We start from the raw sequence: 17,575 nt of genomic DNA on the forward strand, positions 1-17,575 counted from the left end.
TGCTAAAAATCTCCTCTTCCATATCTATCTATATCAACTTTAACATTGACTTTTATATCAGCATTTGAAATAACCTCATTCCAGTTCACCCCTGTATTTCTTCCATACTTCGCTGCGGCTACTCTCCCTAATTCTAGAGAATCAATTTTATACTCATTTTGCATTTTTTCTAAAAATTTATAACACATTTTCTCTATTTGTTTTTCCATATCACTTTGAAATTTTTTATTTTCATTAGGTTGATCTAAAAAATCTCCATATACTTCATTACATACTATATCTCCTGTAAAATCCAAATCTATAGTAAATTCATATTTGTCTCCTATTTTTTTGCAATCAACTTTTCTTTTAGCTTTAGTTAGATAATCTACATATTCTTTTGGACTTTTTTGAATAGAAAGTATACCTTTAGATCTTTTTTCTTTTAAAATACTCATAATTCTAGATTCTTCTAAACCAATTTTAGCTATCATTTTATCCTTTTTAAACAAAGCCATTCCACTAATTTCTATATGATTATTTTTCATTTCTATATAAGGAACTGAGAGATCTCTACCTTCTTCATAAATTCTTACATATGAATCTACAAGTTTATAATTTTCTGGAAAAAAATTATAAAACTTTGCGTTTTCTATAAGTCCTTCCATATAATCTGTAGCACTTGGATATCCTTTAACTTTTACTTTTAATATGTCACTAGCTTTTCCATTACATACAACAAGCCACGTTTTATCATTTATATGTGGATTGGTAAAAGTTGTATTTATAAAAGGTTTTATACCATATCTAGTAAATTCTTCGCTTAATATAATTATTTTTTCAAGTCCAAACACAAATTTTTTATTACTTCTTCGCTGTCTATCCTCTCTTGTAGATATAAGAGTTCTAGCAGTACCTTCACTTACATCACTAGTAGTCTTATCTTCCTGAAAAATATCTTTACTTATAGACACTGTATATCGAATATCATCTTTTGTTTTTTTCTCAATATCGATTCCAACACCGCCAACGACATCAATCTGTTCTACAGGTACGATATCTACTCCAGCATTTAAATATACACCAGTACCTAAAATTAACACAGCTATTATTAAAATCTTAAATCTATTTATGATATTAATTGCTTTGAATGTAAAACTATTATTATGAGGTTTGTTCATCATCATTCTCCTTAAATTTGTTTCTAAAGTCTGTTTGCCTCATAGGATTATTATTAGGAATAGATTCTGGCCGTTTATTCATTTTCCATAAGGGAGCTCTAACAAATATGTCTTTTATATCATTCTTATTAAATTGAAGATAAGGAACACCATAGCTATCTAGTGAACACAGATGAACTATTAACAAAAACCATCCTATAGCTATGCCAAAAATGCCCAGAAAATTTGCAAGTAAAAGCATAGGATATTGTATAAGTCTTATTATAAGAGCCATATCATAGGTAGGTATTAAAAATGTAGCTACAACAGTAATTCCTATTATGAGCAGTGTCGTTGGACTAACTACTTTTGATTTTACAGCTGTATCCCCTATAATAATACCTCCTACCAAGCTCAAAGTTTGACCTATTTTATTTGGCAATCGAAGTCCCCCTTCTCTTAAAAACTCTATTACAATTTCCATAGATAAAATTTCTAAAAATGGAGTAAGTGATATACCTATTCTTGATTTTATAATAGGTTCTATGAATTTTACTGGTATAAGCTCTTCATTAAACTTTAATAATGTTAAATATATAGGAGCAAGTGTTATAACTGTAAAAACTGATATAATTCTAAGTATTCTAATGAAAGATGTTCTTAAAGTTCTCTGATTATAATCTTCTACTGCTTGAAAAAATTCTACAAATAAAGTGGGTGCTGTAAACACATGAGGAGTTCCTTCTGTAATAACAGCAATTCTTCCATCCAACAAATGGGCTTCAATTATATCTGGTCTTTCACTGCCAAAAGTTTGAGGAAATGGAGTATACGTATAGTCTTCAATATATTGTTGAATTTGACCTGATCCAGTAATAAAATCCACATCTATAGCATTTATTCTTTTTCTTAATTCATCTACTATGTTTTTATCTGCAATATCTTCTATATAAATAAGAGCCACATCTGTTTGAGAACGCCTTCCCACTATTGAGTATTCTATTGCTAAATTCTTATCTTTTATTCTTCTTCTAATAATACTTACATTAGTCTGTAAATTTTCCACAAACCCCTCTTTTGCACCTCTTATAGATGTTTCAGATTCAGGTTCTGTTATTGAACGATACTCTCCTCCTTTAGTATCTACTACTATGTATTCGTTTGAGTCGCATACAATTATAACAGTCTTTCCCCTTTTTAATTGTTCTGAAACAGCATTTATATCTGTTACTACCTTGGTATTACTCGATGAAATATATCTTTTACAAAGATATAAAGAAATATCTTCTATTTCTCTTAAATTTTCATTTGCCTGGTGCATTAAAGGCTTTAATACATCTCTATTTATAATATCTTCATTTGCCAAACCACTTATATAGAGAGCAATAGCTTCTAAAACCGGTTTTTTTCCTATAAAAAATTCTTTTATAACTAAATTATTTTTAGTACCTATATTATTATTAATTTCATCTATTTTCTTTTGAAAAAAATTATTTGGCATATCCCTAACCACACCTTTAAGTCAATTTATTATATATAGTTTTGGAAATTTTCATCTATTTTATTACTAAATATAATAAAATAACTTCTTAATAAAGCTTCATTATTTGGGTTAAGCTATATACTGAATTTCTTAAATATAACTAATGTTTGTATATATTGGGGAGGATTAAATTATGAATAAAGAAGTTATCTCTAATAAGCAGGGGATATCTCTTATTATAATGTTTTCAAGCGGAACATCTTCTTTAGCAGCATTTGGACTAGACGCTAAGCAAGATTTTTGGTTAGTGATTATTTTATCAATATTTATGGCATTACTTACTGCACTTATATACTCTCATCTTTATTATACATTTCCAGGTAAAAATTTATTTGATATTTTAGAAATTTGTTTTGGTAAGTTTATTGGAAAAATATTTATGATAATATTTATCTATTTCTTCTTTGAAGAAGGAACATTTATTTTAATAAATTTTAGTCAATTTATTAACTTGGCTGCTTTAAGTAATACTCCTTTAATTGTATTAACACTAAGTATTATGATTCTATGCATTTATGCAGTGAAAAATGGAGTTAATTTAATGAGCAAATGGACAGCGTCTATGGTTTCTTACTTTATCTGTTTTATAATTATCTCATTACTATTACTAATTCCGTACATGCATATAAATAATATTCTACCTATTCTAAGTAACGGTATAAAACCAGTTTTAAAGACATCCTTCAGTACATTCACATGGCCTTTTGGTGAACTATTAGTATTTACCATGGTTTTCTCCGTATTTGAATCTAAAGAATCATCTTATAAAATTTATATAATAGGCTTATTAATAGGCGGAACACTAGCATTATTAACTTCTCTAGTTAACGTTTTAGTTTTAGGCGTAAATGCAGCTTCTATTTATTATTATCCTACTTATGCGACTATGAAAAGGATAGATTTAGGATATTTTTTAGAAAGTATTGAACCTGTAATAGGCACAATATACACATTTGGTGCCTTTATTAAAATAAGTATATATTTATTAGCTACCAGCAAAGGAATTGCTAAGATATTTGAATGTAATAATTATGACTTTGCAGTAATACCTACTGGATTACTTATGGTCGTTTTATCTTATTTTGGGTTTACTAGTATAATGAATTTTTGGGAATATAATAATAATATCTGGATTTATTATGCCTTTATGCTTGAAATGATTTTTCCAATTACTATTTTGGTTTTAGCCGAAATAAAAAACAGAAAAGTATATACTTAAATGAATTTACATACTAAAAACAATAATAAAATATTATAAGCTTATTTGTAAATAATAATACTACTAATGTAATAAACGATATTATTAAACAATAAGAATCAAAGTTAAATGGGAGGCTCTAATAGTGAATGTTATTGAAATTGATAAATTAACCAAGTATTATGGTAAGTCAAGAGGAATTATTGATGTAAGTTTCAATGTTAAAAAAGGAGAAATTTTCGGTTTTATCGGCCCAAACGGTTCAGGAAAATCAACTACCATTCGAACACTCCTCTCACTAATTTACCCAAGTAGTGGAAGTGCAAAAATTTTTGGGAAAGATATTATTGAATTTAGTTCTGAAATAAAAAAAGAAATAGGCTACTTGCCCTCTGAAGTCTTTTATTATGACAACATGAAAGTTATCGACCTCTTAAAATATTCTGCTAGTTTCTATAAAAAGGATTATACTAAAAAAATTAAAGAACTATCTGAAGTAATGAATCTTGACTTAAATAAAAAAATTAATGATTTATCTTTTGGAAATAAGAAAAAGGTTGGGATAGTTCAGGCATTACTTCATGAACCAAAATTAATTATATTAGATGAACCTACCAGTGGGCTTGATCCTCTTATACAGCAAAATTTCTTTAATTTATTAGAGCAAGAAAAAAAGAAAGGTGTGACAATCTTATTTTCTTCCCATATTTTAAGTGAAGTTCAAAAACTATGTGATCGTGTTGCCATTATTAAAGATGGTAAAATAGTAAACGTCGAAAATATTAGCAGCCTTAAAGAAAATAGCTATAAGAAATTCAAAATTGAAATACCATCAAAACCAGCTGAAAATTACTTCAATATTAATGGTGTGAATAATTTAGAAGTAAAAGACAATATAATTAACTTTATATTTAAAGGAAATCTTAATTCCATTATGAATAAAATTTCAAACATTAAAGTATCTAATATTTGGATAAACGATCCTGATCTTGAAGAAATTTTTATGCATTATTATTCAGAAAAGGAGGACTAGAAAAAATGAATGTATTCTTACATGAACTAAAAACATATAGAAAATCAACTATTATATGGACTCTTTCTTTAATTGTAATAGTTATTATTTATCTTTCTATGTTCCCTGCATTTTTAAAAGATATTGACCAAATGAAAAATTTACTGAAAGGATTTCCTGAGGCTATACGAAATGGTATGGGTATTTCTTTGAATAATTTCGGAAATATATTAGGTTATTATTCTTTTCCCCTTTCATTTGTAATTTTAATTGGTGCAATTCAGGCTATGAACTTAGGTACTTCGGTTATATCATATGAATCTCGTAAAAAAACAGCAGACTTTCTTTTAACAAAACCTATTACACGTACACAAATTTTAACTTCTAAGATACTAGCAGTGATTACATCACTAGTAATTACTAATATACTTTATATAACAGTTGCAAATATTACTGCTTCTGCAGTAACAAATAATAGCTATAGCTTTAAAACATTTTTTATGCTTTCTATAACATTATTATTTGTACAATTGATATTCATGTCGATGGGAATTATTATTTCAGTAATTTTACCTAAAATCAAATCAGTAATATCTATTTCTCTTGGCACTGTATTTGTGTTTTACTTTATAAATTTTTTAAGTTCAGCTGATGAAGCAATTAGATATATAACTCCTTTTAAATACTTCGATACTGGTTATATTATAGAAAACAATTCCTATGAGACACCATTTATAATTATAGCCTTATTATTTATTGCTATTACTATTATTACTAGCTATGTTATCTATTCTAAAAAAGATATTCATACTTCTTAGTTATTAGTTCTAAAACACAGGGAGGTGTAACAAATGAATATATTTACTAAAGAAATAAAGGCCAATAGTAAATCACTTGTCATATGGTGTATAGGTATATTAGCAATGATTGGTGGTGGTATGAGTAAATTTGCCGCATATTCTAATTCAGGTGAATCTATGAATGAACTGTTAAAAGTCATTCCAAAATCATTACTAAATATAATGGGCTTAAGTTCTTTTGATTTAACAAAAGCTATAGAATTTTATGGTGTTTTATTCTTATATCTTATATTAATTTCTTCTATTCACGCTGTAATTCTTGGAGCAAATATTATAGCAAAGGAAGAAAATGAAAAAACTGCAGAATTTTTATTTACAAAACCCATTTCAAGAAGTAAAGTTATAACTTTAAAGCTATTAGCCGCTTTTTTTAATATTTTTATTTTAAATATGGTTACATTTGTTTTATCATTTTTTATAGTTAATTATTTTAATAAAGGTGATGAAATATTAGAAAATATAGCAATATTGATGGTGGGTATGTTCATAGTACAATTCCTATTTATGTGTATAGGTTCAATGTTAGCATCAGCAACTAAAAAACCTCATAGTGCTGCTTCTACTGCTTCTGGTATACTGCTTGTAACTTTTATACTATCTATGATAATAAATATGAATGATAAACTTGAAAATTTAAAATATATTACTCCTTTTAAATATTTTGAGGCTGAATCTGTATTGTTTGGTAAAGGTCTTAATTTTCATTTTATACTTTTGTCCGCTTTAATTATCACAGTATCCTTATATAGTACCTATATGTTTTATAAAAAAAGAGATTTAAACATATAGTGTATTTCTAAAAAAATACTAATTGAATATAATCTATATATCAATTAAGAGTTGACACATTTTGTCAACTCTTAATTGAATCTTATCTTAATTTTTAGTTATAATATTTTATTCAAAAATATACTCTACTTTGATCTCTTATATCTTAAATTTTTGTATTGAATTTTGAAGTTTATCCGAGAGCTCCGTCAACTGCTCAGAAGCACTAACTATTTGTTCCATAGCTGATGTTTGTTCCTCAGCAGATGCAGCCACTTCTTCAGTTCCCGCTGCACTTTCCTCTGTTATGCTTGCAATATCATCTATATTTTTACCTACTAATGATGAATTTTCACTTAAAGCTTCACTCGCATTTGCAACTTCTTTAATATTATTAGTAACATCTGTGACTGCTCCTAATATATTTTCAAATGAATCTATTGTTTGTTTAACTGCCTTTTCCTGTTCTCCCACCATATTTTCTGCCTTATTTACCTCTTTAACAGCTCTTTCTACTCCTGTTTGTATTTCGTTTATAAGTTCACTTATTTCTTGAGTAGATCTACTTGATTCTTCTGCTAATTTTCTTACTTCCTCAGCAACAACAGCGAATCCTTTTCCATGTTCTCCTGCTCTAGCTGCTTCAATAGCTGCATTTAACGCTAATAAATTAGTTTGATCTGCAACACCGCTAATTAATTCTATAATATGGCTAATTTGTTGTGATTTTTGTGATAATACATCTATTTCATTACTAACATTTTCTGCTGCCTGTTTTGTTCCTATCATTTTTTCCTTTTGAGATTCTATTGTTTTAATTCCTTCATCAATTTTCTCCATTGCTCTAACTGTAAGTTGTTCAGAATTATTAGCATTTTTAGTTATATTATTAACTCCCTCTACCAATTGATTTACCATATCACTACCTTGCTGTGCTGACTGAGCCTGTTCAGTAGCTCCTTTAGCTAAATCTGATACTGTATTTGCTATTTGCTCAGAAACTTTACTAACCTCTTCTGTTGATACCATCATTTCCTGTGATGTAGAAGCCACGGTCATACCCATTCCATTTACTTCCGATAACAATAATCTCATATTTTCTGTCATGTTATTAAAATTTTCAGCAAGCATTCCTATTTCATCTTTACTATTCACATCAACTTTAACTTTAAGATTTCCTGCAGCCACTTCTTCAGTAATCTTTGTCATTTTTATAATAGGTTTAATAGCTCTATTTATAAGGAAATATATTAACCCTGCAATTAGAATTACTGTCAAAGCACCTATTATCTCAATACTTCTTTTAATCTTTACTACATCCTTAGTAACTTCACTATAAGCAGTGGTCATTGCAATAGACCATTCAGTGGATTCAAGAGGTACATATGCTGCAATCTTTTCACTACCTTCAATTTCATAATTATCTATTCCACTTTCTCCATTTACCATTTTTTGAGACATAGCTACAAAGGTCTCACTTTTATTTTGCAAAACATTATTTTTAAGTATAAATTCACTGTTAGGATGTGCCATAACTAATCCATCGCTATTAATCATATAAGCATATCCTGTATCTCCTAGTTTCTCAGCATTAATAACATCAGTTATTATTGATAAATTTACTGTTGCTCCAATTAAACCAATAATCTCCCCACCCTCGCTTTTTATAGGTGCTGCAACCACAATAATCGGCTTGCCTGTAGATTTTGATATTACAGGATTTGACACAACTGTATTTCCATTCATCACTTCATCAAAATACTCTCTCTCACCAATATCACCAGTTGCTCCATTAGTACCAAAATACTTTCCACTCTTATCTGAAACAATTATTCCTTGAAATTCATTAAATTTTTCTTGATTTTTTGATACAAACTTTTTTACTTCTTCATAATTTAATTTTTTTACCGATTCTATTGAAGAAAGCAAACTCACTTCCATTTTCCATTCATGAAGTTTATCATCTGCAATTGTTACCATTTTTTCGACCTTATTTTGAGCTATTTGTTCTACATCATTAACAATTATTTTCTTAGCTTGAAGATACATTATTGTTGATAATATTAATATTCCAACCGAAGCAAGTAATACTACAGGAATTATAATTTTTTGTTTTAAGCTTTTCGTATTAATTTTCTGCTTTAACTTTTTCATAGTACCTTCCTCCTCACTTACTACATAACACCTTGATTTTTTAGTTATATTCATACCTAAAATATATAATCTACTTAGATTAGATTATATCTATGTAGTCTTATTCTTTCTTTTATACTTATTAGCTTTTAGTAGTTTTTATTATTCGTCTGTTTTTTTATACCTCCTCACTCATTTATCGTGCTTTTTTTATATTTTTTTAGTTATTTAATAATTTTTTTGGAATTTTTTCTTTTCATCCGTTTTGTTTGATTACATATTAGTTGTTCACACTAAATTTACTCTCTAAATAATTCATATAATATTAATTTTTTACTTCAATATACATATTTACTCTATATAAGATATCTGCTACAATTAAAATTGTATCTATACATTAAATACAATATATTTATTAATAAAAATTAATATAAAACACTAGAAATGGGTGAAAAATAACAAATGAGCAAAAAAAAGAATTCCAATAATAAGAAAAAGAATTCCAATAATAAAAAAAAGAATTTTAATGACTTCTTAAATGAAATACAATATGATGAAAAAACTAAAGAATACATAAAAGAAATGCACGAACTAGAAGATAAAAATGAATTTAGGAGCAATATAGCTTTAGCTTCAATAGCCATACCTATTATTTTAGTAATAGCACTTTCAGTAATACAAGTAGCTAGAGTTCCATTTAGAGTTATGGCCTCTAGTAATAAAATAGAACAAAACTCCAAATTAGCTTGTAGTCAACCCCCAGAAGATACAGTTGTAACTTCTGATATGAAAAATTTCAATACAAAAACATATAGTTATTTGAATGAATACACAAATAGAACTGATTCACTAAACAAAGCAATATCTCTAAATAATGGAAGTCGTAAAGGTGTTAATGCATATCTTATATCCCAAATATTAAGGAACAACGGATTGGATATATCTGAATCCACTTCAAACACACAAAAACTAATGAAATCCTTGGAAACTTTAGGTTGGGAAAAAATTTACGATTATAGCAAACTAGAAGAAGGAGATATTTGTTTCACAACTGATTTAAAAGGTAAATCTGGAAGCCCATCACACTCATATATTTTTATGGGATGGGTAGAAAACGATAAAACAGACTATGCTTTTGTATGTGATGGACAAGTATCCGAATATGGTTCCACTCTTCATAAAAGAAATATAGATTTTGTAGAAAAATCAAAGGATAAGTTTAATTTCTTTATGCGAAAAATTGATAAATAAATAATAGGATTTTGCAAATATTTATTATAATAAAAAATGCACGGCTTACCGTGCATTTTTTTATACTGTTTACCTTCCTTTTCTCTTCTCTTTCTTCATCTTTTGCTTTTTTGAAAATTTTTCATGTTCAATTTCTTCTTTTCTCTTCTTAGACAAAACTTTCTTTTCTTTTTTTCTTACTTCAAATTCCATTTTTATAGCTTGTTGAGCTTTAGTGGAAGCTCCTCTGTTTTCCGTTTCTTTTTTAATTTTTCTTTGAAGTCTTTTAGGATTAATCTTCTTTTTTTCAATTTTTTCAACCTTTTGACATCTGCTAAATTTAAGCTTATAAAAATTTTTTAGTATAAATTGATACACTTCACAATCTTTTGGCTCTACTCCAAATGTTACTTTACAAACACTATATTCATTTTTAACCACTTTTTCAAAGCTTCCAACCCAAAATGGATCGTCAAAATGAACTGTAAGTTTAATACTCATTTTTTCCCCTTCTTTCATTAATTTAAAGCAAAAAATGGACAACCCGAAGGGGGCAGGTTACTGACACATAACGTTCCTCTATTAACTATCATCTGTCAATTTTTAATTTAGTTATCTATATGTGCGTTCGGACTACCAACCGAAACTGTGTTTTTATTTCTGCTAACAAAATTTTAATTTATTTAAACATACATGTCAATCTATTCTTATATTTTCTATATATGCCTTCATATTTTACATAATATAATTTTTTAGTAATAAATATTCTTATATATCCATAATATACGAATACACTTTTAATAAAAATCTCTTTTATCATAACATCTTTTAAAATATAATAAATGAGTGACAGATTTTTTTAAACGGAGGTTATACTATGGAAAAAATAACTATGTTAGGCACTGGTTCTGCTATGGTTACGAAATGCTATAATACTTGTTTTACTATTTCAAATAGTGATGAACATTTTCTCGTAGATACTGGTGGTGGAAATACTATTCTTACTAATCTTGAAAAATCACAAATACCTATTAAAAAACTTCATAATATATTTATATCTCACGAACATAACGACCATATTTCAGGAATAATATGGATCATACGAGCAGTCGCTTCTGAAATATCAAAAGATAATTATAACGGTAATTTGAATATTTATTGTCATGAAAGTATAGAAGTTATTATCAGAAAAATTTGTAAGCTGATTCTTCAAACTAGATTTACCAAATACATAGATAATAGAATTTTCTTCCGTCAAATAAATGATAATAGTACATTTAATATATTAGGTTTAAAAATCACTTTTTTTAATATTCAAAGTACTAAGGTACTTCAATTTGGTTTTCGCACAACGCTCTCTAATGAAAAAACTCTAGCTTTCCTTGGAGATGAACCTTACAGAAATGCTATTTTTAAGTATGTAAACAACTGTGATTATCTTATGCATGAGGCCTTCTGTTTATATTCTGAAAAAGATATATTTGATCCTTATGAAAAATATCATGTAACTGTTAAAGATGCTTGCGAAATTGCTAAAAAATTAAACATAAATAACTTACTTTTATTCCATACTATAGATTCAAATCTTGAAAAAAGAAAAGAACGATATATTACTGAAGGCAAAAAATATTTCCATGGCAATATTCTGGTTCCAGATGATCTTGAAGTTATTGAATTAAATTAATACTGTTTTACTGATAAAAACATACTAAAATTAAAACGCCAGCATTTACGCTGGTGTTCTTTAATTATATATAAGATATTTTTTTCTTTCTTCTTTAAATTTTTCTAATTCTACCCTATACTTTTCTTCAATGTGCTGAGGAGTGTATCCTTCTTCTAAATATTTTCCTATCATATCAGTACCCATTATTTTATCAAACATAATAATTCTCTCACCACTTTTAGGTACTTCAAATCTATTTAAAGAATGGGCATAAGCTAGTACATATATTCCTGTTTTAGCTGGATTAAAAGTATGATAATCTGTAACCTTCAACCTAACTCCACCAGCACTCGGAGTTCCTTCAGGAATAAATGTAACTCCTGGCAAATTAGCATTATTTAAAAGGCTTGCAAAATTATCTGAATCAATACCTTTTCCACCTACCCATTTAAAGTAGTCTCTTTGAAAAATACCCGTACCTTCTCCAAGCCCTGTTGCATTATAACAAAATACAGAAGTTATATTAGGGATATATGGTGAACTTTGAACCCAGTCTAAACCTGTATCTTGAAAAATCATATTTCTTTTATATCCATTCATTGGTACTACAACTAACTCTGCATTAATCTTACGGTTAAAAAATTTAGCCAATTCTCCTGCAGTCATTCCATGGGTCATAGGTAAATTATCTACTCCAACAAAAGTCTTATACTTATCTTCTAAAATAGGTCCATCCATAATTTCCCCACCTAAAGGATTAGGTCTGTCTAAAACAATAATTTGCTTATTATATTTAGCCGCTGCCGTCATACAATAATTTAGTGTGGACATATATGTATAAGAACGAGCTCCTATATCTTGAATATCAAAAACTAAAACATCAATTCCTTGAAGCATATCTTCTGTAGGCATTCTTGTATCATTATATAAACTATACACTGGTATTTTAAGTTTTTCATCAATATAAGATTTTACATAATCTCCTGCGCTTGCTTGTCCATTAATTCCATGTTCAGGTCCATAAAGTGCATTAAACTCTGCTTTTTTATAATTTGCAAGCTCATCTATCATGCTTTTTCCTTGGCTATTTACACCTGTTTGATTTGTAACAAGTCCAACTCTTTTTCCATCTATAAGATAATTGTATTCTGTAAGTAAGCGGTCATCTCCCAATTTAAATTTTTCTTGTTTTTCTATAGTAAACTTTAATATATAGTCCTTATCCAAAAAACTTTTTTTCACAGATTTAAGATTATTATTCATTTTTATAAAATAAGTTTCTCCACTTTTATATCCCTGTTTTGGGCATTTAACTATCAATGTATTATCTTGAACCTCAGTTTGCACATCAATATTATTCCCCTTTGAATCCACTACGGTTACACCTTTGTTTATTGTAGAAACATCTAATTTTCTATTAAACTTAATCTTCCATTGCTTATTTGAAGCTACATTTATTTTTTCTAAATCAATCTTGTTTTTACCAAAAACATTATTATATCCAGCTAAAGAAAATATAAATAACATTAAGAATGTATATATAATTTTACGTTTCATTTTACTCCCCCATTTTTTATATTTTAAATCAATGAATTTGTAAATTAATTCTACCTATATAGATTTATATCGTACAATAAAACATCTTATTTACACTTTTTATACAATTTCTATCGCCACTAATCTTTTTTAATATAAAATTTACAATATCCCCTTATATACTGTATAATTATATTAATACCTTTCTACTTTTTTCGACAAATTGCAGATACTATTACATTTTTAAGTAAGGATTGATGCTATATATGAAAATAAACTCTTGTTCTATACTTACCCAGTATAAAAATTATATTTTAAAATCTTTCACGCTAAGTTTTATTATATTGATAATGTTATATTTTTGTATATTTAGTATATTCGAATACAATTATATAACAAGTGAAAGAACAATTTTAGAAAAAACTCAAGAAAATTTAGTTCACATTGAAAAAAACTTTATTGGAAATAATTTTAAAAATATTGTCTCCGATTTAAAATTCCTAACTTCCCAATATTATTTACACAATATGTCAAATTATCAAAAATCAAATCATTTATCCAATGAATGGCTTGATTTTTCTAAAGAAAAAAAAATCTATGATCAAATTAGACTTATTGACGAAAATGGTTATGAAAAGATAAGAATAAATTATAATAATGGTAATCCGGAAATTGTTGCTAATAGTGAATTGCAAAATAAAAAACATAGATATTATTTTAAAGACTCTATTAAATTAGAAAACCAAGAAATTTTTATATCTAAATTTGATTTAAATATCGAAAATGAAGACATAGACATGCTTATAAAACCAATGATACGATTTTCAACTCCTGTTTTCGATAACACCGGAAATAAAAAAGGATTTATTATAGTTAACTACTTAGCAAAATCTATAATGGAACAATTTGATAATATATCTCAAAATAATATAGGCAAAATATTTCTTTTAAATTCAGACAGTTACTGGCTTATTCATAAAGACACTAATAAACAATGGGGATTCATGTTTGAAGAAAAAAAACATATTAATTTTAAAAACGAATTTTCTAACGCTTGGGAAAAAATAACCAATAATACTACGGGACAATTTTATAATGAAAAAGGATTGTTCACTTTTTCCACAATATTCCCTTTAGCATTAACTAATCCTCGTGACTATATATTAAATTATAGTAAAATAACTTTAAATGAAGAATTATGGAAAGTAGTATCCTATATTCCTTTTAGTGAAGAAAATATTTACTTTAGTAATATAAATATATGGTATACCATATATGAACAATTTTTTAAAAACTATTACTTATTAAGTATTGTAACAATTCTTTCTTTTATAATCTGTTTTTTAATTACTTCTAATAAAATGTCAAAAGATAAAATTTCTTTTTATGCTGCTCATGACATGATGACAGACACTTTTAATAGAAGGGCTGGTATAGAATTATTAGAAAACGAATTTGATACTGTTAAAAAACATGAAAAACCCTTAACTATTTGTTTTATTGATGTCAATGGATTGAAAATCGTTAATGATAACTTTGGACATGAAAAAGGAGATGAACTAATTAAAACAGTTGTTACTTGTATAAAAAACTCTGTTAGTGTCTCAGATTTCATCATAAGATTAGGTGGAGATGAATTTTTAATAGCAATGCCAAACACTAGCTATAGTGCTGCTGAAAAAATTTGGATAAATATTTCAAAAACTATTTCTGAAATAAATGATAACGATGGCAGAAACTATTTAGTTAGCATAAGTCATGGTATTTCTGAGTATACACATAATAGTAAAATAACTTTAGAACAACTAATAAATGAAGCGGATAAAAAAATGTATATCGAAAAAAATAAGATTAAGAAAGATTTCAATTTATTAAGATAATTGCAAAATTACATAGCAAAACACAAGTTTTATTGTTCACAATAAAACTTGTGTTTTGTTTTTCCATTTTAAATCTTTAATTATTGAATTTCTTTCATTGTTAACCATCCAACTAATTACTAGTCACTACTCTCAATTTATTTTAAACTCATCATAAGCGATTAAGCTTTAAAAAACTATTGCTGCAATAACTCCAAATATAATTAACGGTATATTAAAATGAATAAATGTTGGTACACATGTATCCCAAATATGATTGTGTTGGTGATCAGCATTCAAACCTGAAGTTGGTCCTAAAGTACTATCTGAAGCAGGTGAACCTGCATCTCCTAATGCGCCTGCTGTTCCAATAAGTGCAATAGTACCAGGAATACTAAAACCTAAGCTTGCTGCTAATGGACAATAAATTGCCGCTAAAATAGGAACTGTTCCAAAAGATGTTCCTATGCCTATAGTTACAAAAAGTCCTACAATTAACATAACTAGAGCTGATATAATTTTACTTCCTCCCATCATACCTGAAACAGCATGAACAAGAGTTTCAACAGCTCCCGTCTCCCTTAATACATTTCCATAACCAGCTGCAACAAGCATGACAAAAGCTATAAATGCCATCATTGCTATTCCATCATCCATTAAACTATTAATTTCATTCCATTTTATAGCTCCAGTAATTATCATAACAACTATACCTGTTAACGCTCCTAATGGTAAAGATTTAGTAATTAGTTGAACTACAAAAGCTGCTATTGCACCTATTAATGCAGCATAATGCCTTTTATTCATTTTTATTTCCTCATCATTTTTTTGTATATCAATATGTCTATATTCTCTTTTCTTTCTATATGTAAAAAACACAGCACTTAAAAGCCCTAATAACATTCCAATACCAGGAACCCACATAACTTTCCATACCATATTTGTAGTTACATTTATTCCATTATCAATCATTTGGCTTGCTATAATTTTATGAAATATAAGTCCAAATCCTACTGGTAAAACAACATATGGCATTTCAAGACCAAAAGTTAGCGCACACGCCATTGCTCTTCTATCAATTTTTAGCTTATTCATTAAAGGCAACAAAGTCGGAATTAAAATAGGTATAAAAGCTATATGCACAGGAATAAGATTTTGAGAAAAACAACTTATAAATGCTATTAGTAAAACAAGTGTATATTTTTTATTTTTAACAATCTTAGCTATCTTTCTAGCTAAAATATCTGAAAGCCCTGTTTTACTAATTGCAACAGCTAAAACTCCTAGTAAAACGTAACTTAAAGCTGTCTCAGAATTTCCTCCCATTCCTGATATTAAAATTTCCATTACCACTTTTAACGGTATACTTGCTGATAATCCTGCTGTTAACGCTGCAATTAATATTGCTAAAATTACATTTAAATTTAAAAGACTCAAAATTATCATTACTAAAACCGAAATAATAACCGGATTAAAAAATATCATTTATATTCCCCTCCATATTTTGTTTATATGACTTCATCATTTTATCACATTAAATCATTAGTGTCACGTAACAACCCTAACTATATTTAAATCCATATGTAACTATATTGTAACCTATTTATAGTTCATCTATTTTATACTTGTTAATGTATAAAATACCATTAATATAACTGGAGGTCTTCTTATGAAGAAAAAACTATTAATATTAGTTGCTGCAATAATGACTACATCTATTATTTTTAGTGGATGTAAAAATAAATCTGCTACAAATAACACAAATACATCAAATTCTCAGGAACAAGATATACATAAAAATACTGATACTGAAAATTTATCTCAAAAATCAAATACTATTAGTAATTTAAACAATTTTGGAATTGCTGCTAAGCAAGGTGATTGGATTTATTATCTAAATAAAGATAACGGTAAATATTCTTTATTTAAAAAGAAAAATGATGATTCAAACAAAACTAAACTATGCAATGATGCAGCCTTTTATATTAATACAGTAGGAGATTATATTTATTATTCAAATGCTACTGATGGAAATAATATATATAAGATAAAAACTGATGGAAGTAATAGAGAAAAACTTTGTGATGACACGGTAACTTCAATGTATGTAATTAATAATTATATTTATTATGTAAATATGAAAGATTGGAAAATATATAAATTTAATATAGATAAAAATGAAAAAACAAAATTAAACGATGATACCATAGAAAACGGAAAAATTGCAATTGATGGAAATTGGATTTATTACTCCTTAAATGGACTTTATAAAATAAAAACTGATGGTTCAAATAAAACAAAAATTATAGATGATAACTGTTTCTCCATAAATATAGCCAATAATTCAATTTACTATTCAGCCAATGATGGAGTTTATAAAATAAATTTTGATGGAAGTAATAGGCAAAAAATTCTTGATAATAACGCATCTTGGGTTAATATATCAAATAACAATATATACTTTAGTGATATAAATAATGGTGGTATATATAAAACTGATATGGAAGGTAAATCAAAAGAAAAATTATCAGATGACTTTGCATATAAAATCAATATAGTAGGCAATTGGTTATATTATGATTACTCAAAACGCCCTGTAAAATTAAAATGGATTAAACTATAAAAAGAGCC

General features: G+C 27.3%; 14 protein-coding genes. 8 read left to right on the forward strand and 6 right to left on the reverse strand.

What is annotated here, in order from left to right; translation table 11 throughout:
* Positions 1 to 2: 2 nt before the first annotated feature.
* Together OW763_RS01805 and OW763_RS01810 are read right to left on the reverse strand one after the other, a co-directional pair.
* Positions 3 to 1,160 carry a Ger(x)C family spore germination protein gene (locus OW763_RS01805; RefSeq protein ID WP_268039350.1) on the reverse strand — a complete coding sequence of 386 codons (1,158 nt, stop codon included), beginning with the start codon at positions 1,158 to 1,160 and terminating at the stop codon, positions 3 to 5.
* Positions 1,144 to 2,640 carry a spore germination protein gene (locus OW763_RS01810; protein ID WP_268039351.1) on the reverse strand — a complete coding sequence of 499 codons (1,497 nt, stop codon included), beginning with the start codon at positions 2,638 to 2,640 and terminating at the stop codon, positions 1,144 to 1,146. The genes OW763_RS01805 and OW763_RS01810 overlap by 17 nt, the downstream gene beginning before the upstream one ends.
* 175 nt (positions 2,641 to 2,815) lie before the next feature.
* Between OW763_RS01810 and OW763_RS01815 the strand changes: the two genes are divergently transcribed.
* From OW763_RS01815 to OW763_RS01830, 4 genes are all read left to right on the forward strand, one after another.
* Positions 2,816 to 3,901: a GerAB/ArcD/ProY family transporter gene (locus OW763_RS01815; RefSeq protein WP_268039352.1), complete on the forward strand. Its 1,086-nt coding sequence runs from the start codon at positions 2,816 to 2,818 to the stop codon at positions 3,899 to 3,901.
* 124 nt (positions 3,902 to 4,025) lie between these two features.
* The gene (locus OW763_RS01820) at positions 4,026 to 4,913 is read left to right on the forward strand and encodes an ABC transporter ATP-binding protein (RefSeq protein WP_268039353.1); all 888 of its coding nucleotides are present in this window, start codon (positions 4,026 to 4,028) and stop codon (positions 4,911 to 4,913) included.
* A 5-nt stretch (positions 4,914 to 4,918) separates the two neighbouring features.
* On the forward strand, positions 4,919 to 5,710 hold the full coding sequence (locus tag OW763_RS01825; protein WP_268039354.1) for an ABC transporter permease subunit: 792 nt from the start codon (positions 4,919 to 4,921) through the stop codon (positions 5,708 to 5,710).
* 33 nt (positions 5,711 to 5,743) lie between these two features.
* The gene (locus OW763_RS01830; protein WP_268039355.1) at positions 5,744 to 6,541 is read left to right on the forward strand and encodes an ABC transporter permease subunit; all 798 of its coding nucleotides are present in this window, start codon (positions 5,744 to 5,746) and stop codon (positions 6,539 to 6,541) included.
* A 138-nt stretch (positions 6,542 to 6,679) separates the two neighbouring features.
* Here the strand turns inward: OW763_RS01830 and OW763_RS01835 are convergent, their stop codons facing one another.
* The gene (locus OW763_RS01835) at positions 6,680 to 8,674 is read right to left on the reverse strand and encodes a methyl-accepting chemotaxis protein (protein WP_268039356.1); all 1,995 of its coding nucleotides are present in this window, start codon (positions 8,672 to 8,674) and stop codon (positions 6,680 to 6,682) included.
* A 441-nt stretch (positions 8,675 to 9,115) separates the two neighbouring features.
* On the opposite strand from OW763_RS01835, the gene OW763_RS01840 reads away from it, so the two are divergent.
* Entirely contained in the window at positions 9,116 to 9,904 is a 789-nt protein-coding gene (locus tag OW763_RS01840) for a hypothetical protein (protein ID WP_268039357.1), read from the forward strand.
* Between the two features lie 69 nt (positions 9,905 to 9,973).
* Here the strand turns inward: OW763_RS01840 and OW763_RS01845 are convergent, their stop codons facing one another.
* Entirely contained in the window at positions 9,974 to 10,384 is a 411-nt protein-coding gene (locus OW763_RS01845; protein ID WP_268039358.1) for a YjdF family protein, read from the reverse strand.
* A 376-nt stretch (positions 10,385 to 10,760) separates the two neighbouring features.
* Between OW763_RS01845 and OW763_RS01850 the strand changes: the two genes are divergently transcribed.
* Complete coding sequence (locus tag OW763_RS01850; RefSeq protein ID WP_268039359.1) at positions 10,761 to 11,567, forward strand: MBL fold metallo-hydrolase; 807 nt, start codon at positions 10,761 to 10,763, stop codon at positions 11,565 to 11,567.
* Between the two features lie 60 nt (positions 11,568 to 11,627).
* Here the strand turns inward: OW763_RS01850 and OW763_RS01855 are convergent, their stop codons facing one another.
* Positions 11,628 to 13,106 carry an exo-beta-N-acetylmuramidase NamZ domain-containing protein gene (locus tag OW763_RS01855; protein WP_268039360.1) on the reverse strand — a complete coding sequence of 493 codons (1,479 nt, stop codon included), beginning with the start codon at positions 13,104 to 13,106 and terminating at the stop codon, positions 11,628 to 11,630.
* Positions 13,107 to 13,435: 329 nt separating this feature from the next.
* On the opposite strand from OW763_RS01855, the gene OW763_RS01860 reads away from it, so the two are divergent.
* On the forward strand, positions 13,436 to 14,965 hold the full coding sequence (locus OW763_RS01860) for a sensor domain-containing diguanylate cyclase (protein ID WP_418921788.1): 1,530 nt from the start codon (positions 13,436 to 13,438) through the stop codon (positions 14,963 to 14,965).
* 168 nt (positions 14,966 to 15,133) lie between these two features.
* Here the strand turns inward: OW763_RS01860 and OW763_RS01865 are convergent, their stop codons facing one another.
* On the reverse strand, positions 15,134 to 16,429 hold the full coding sequence (locus tag OW763_RS01865; protein WP_268039362.1) for a Na+/H+ antiporter family protein: 1,296 nt from the start codon (positions 16,427 to 16,429) through the stop codon (positions 15,134 to 15,136).
* Between the two features lie 184 nt (positions 16,430 to 16,613).
* On the opposite strand from OW763_RS01865, the gene OW763_RS01870 reads away from it, so the two are divergent.
* Positions 16,614 to 17,567, forward strand: coding sequence for a DUF5050 domain-containing protein (locus tag OW763_RS01870; protein ID WP_268039363.1), 954 nt, complete (start codon positions 16,614 to 16,616; stop codon positions 17,565 to 17,567).
* The last annotated feature ends 8 nt before the right edge of the window (positions 17,568 to 17,575 follow it).

Origin of the sequence: Clostridium aestuarii (assembly GCF_026735135.1) — a bacterium.
In the GTDB taxonomy this organism is placed as follows: domain Bacteria; phylum Bacillota; class Clostridia; order Clostridiales; family Clostridiaceae; genus Clostridium_H; species Clostridium_H aestuarii.

Excerpts from the sequence above, each read along its gene's own strand:
- OW763_RS01870 (WP_268039363.1), top strand. The coding sequence starts at position 16,614 with ATGAAGAAAAAACTATTAATATTAGTTGCTGCAATAATGACTACATCT.
- OW763_RS01805 (WP_268039350.1), bottom strand. The coding sequence starts at position 1,160 with ATGAACAAACCTCATAATAATAGTTTTACATTCAAAGCAATTAATATC.
- OW763_RS01865 (WP_268039362.1), bottom strand. The coding sequence starts at position 16,429 with ATGATATTTTTTAATCCGGTTATTATTTCGGTTTTAGTAATGATAATT.
- OW763_RS01830 (WP_268039355.1), top strand. The coding sequence starts at position 5,744 with ATGAATATATTTACTAAAGAAATAAAGGCCAATAGTAAATCACTTGTC.
- OW763_RS01825 (WP_268039354.1), top strand. The coding sequence starts at position 4,919 with ATGAATGTATTCTTACATGAACTAAAAACATATAGAAAATCAACTATT.
- OW763_RS01840 (WP_268039357.1), top strand. The coding sequence starts at position 9,116 with ATGAGCAAAAAAAAGAATTCCAATAATAAGAAAAAGAATTCCAATAAT.
- OW763_RS01850 (WP_268039359.1), top strand. The coding sequence starts at position 10,761 with ATGGAAAAAATAACTATGTTAGGCACTGGTTCTGCTATGGTTACGAAA.
- OW763_RS01810 (WP_268039351.1), bottom strand. The coding sequence starts at position 2,640 with ATGCCAAATAATTTTTTTCAAAAGAAAATAGATGAAATTAATAATAAT.
- OW763_RS01815 (WP_268039352.1), top strand. The coding sequence starts at position 2,816 with ATGAATAAAGAAGTTATCTCTAATAAGCAGGGGATATCTCTTATTATA.
- OW763_RS01855 (WP_268039360.1), bottom strand. The coding sequence starts at position 13,106 with ATGAAACGTAAAATTATATATACATTCTTAATGTTATTTATATTTTCT.
- OW763_RS01835 (WP_268039356.1), bottom strand. The coding sequence starts at position 8,674 with ATGAAAAAGTTAAAGCAGAAAATTAATACGAAAAGCTTAAAACAAAAA.
- OW763_RS01845 (WP_268039358.1), bottom strand. The coding sequence starts at position 10,384 with ATGAGTATTAAACTTACAGTTCATTTTGACGATCCATTTTGGGTTGGA.
- OW763_RS01860 (WP_418921788.1), top strand. The coding sequence starts at position 13,436 with ATGTTATATTTTTGTATATTTAGTATATTCGAATACAATTATATAACA.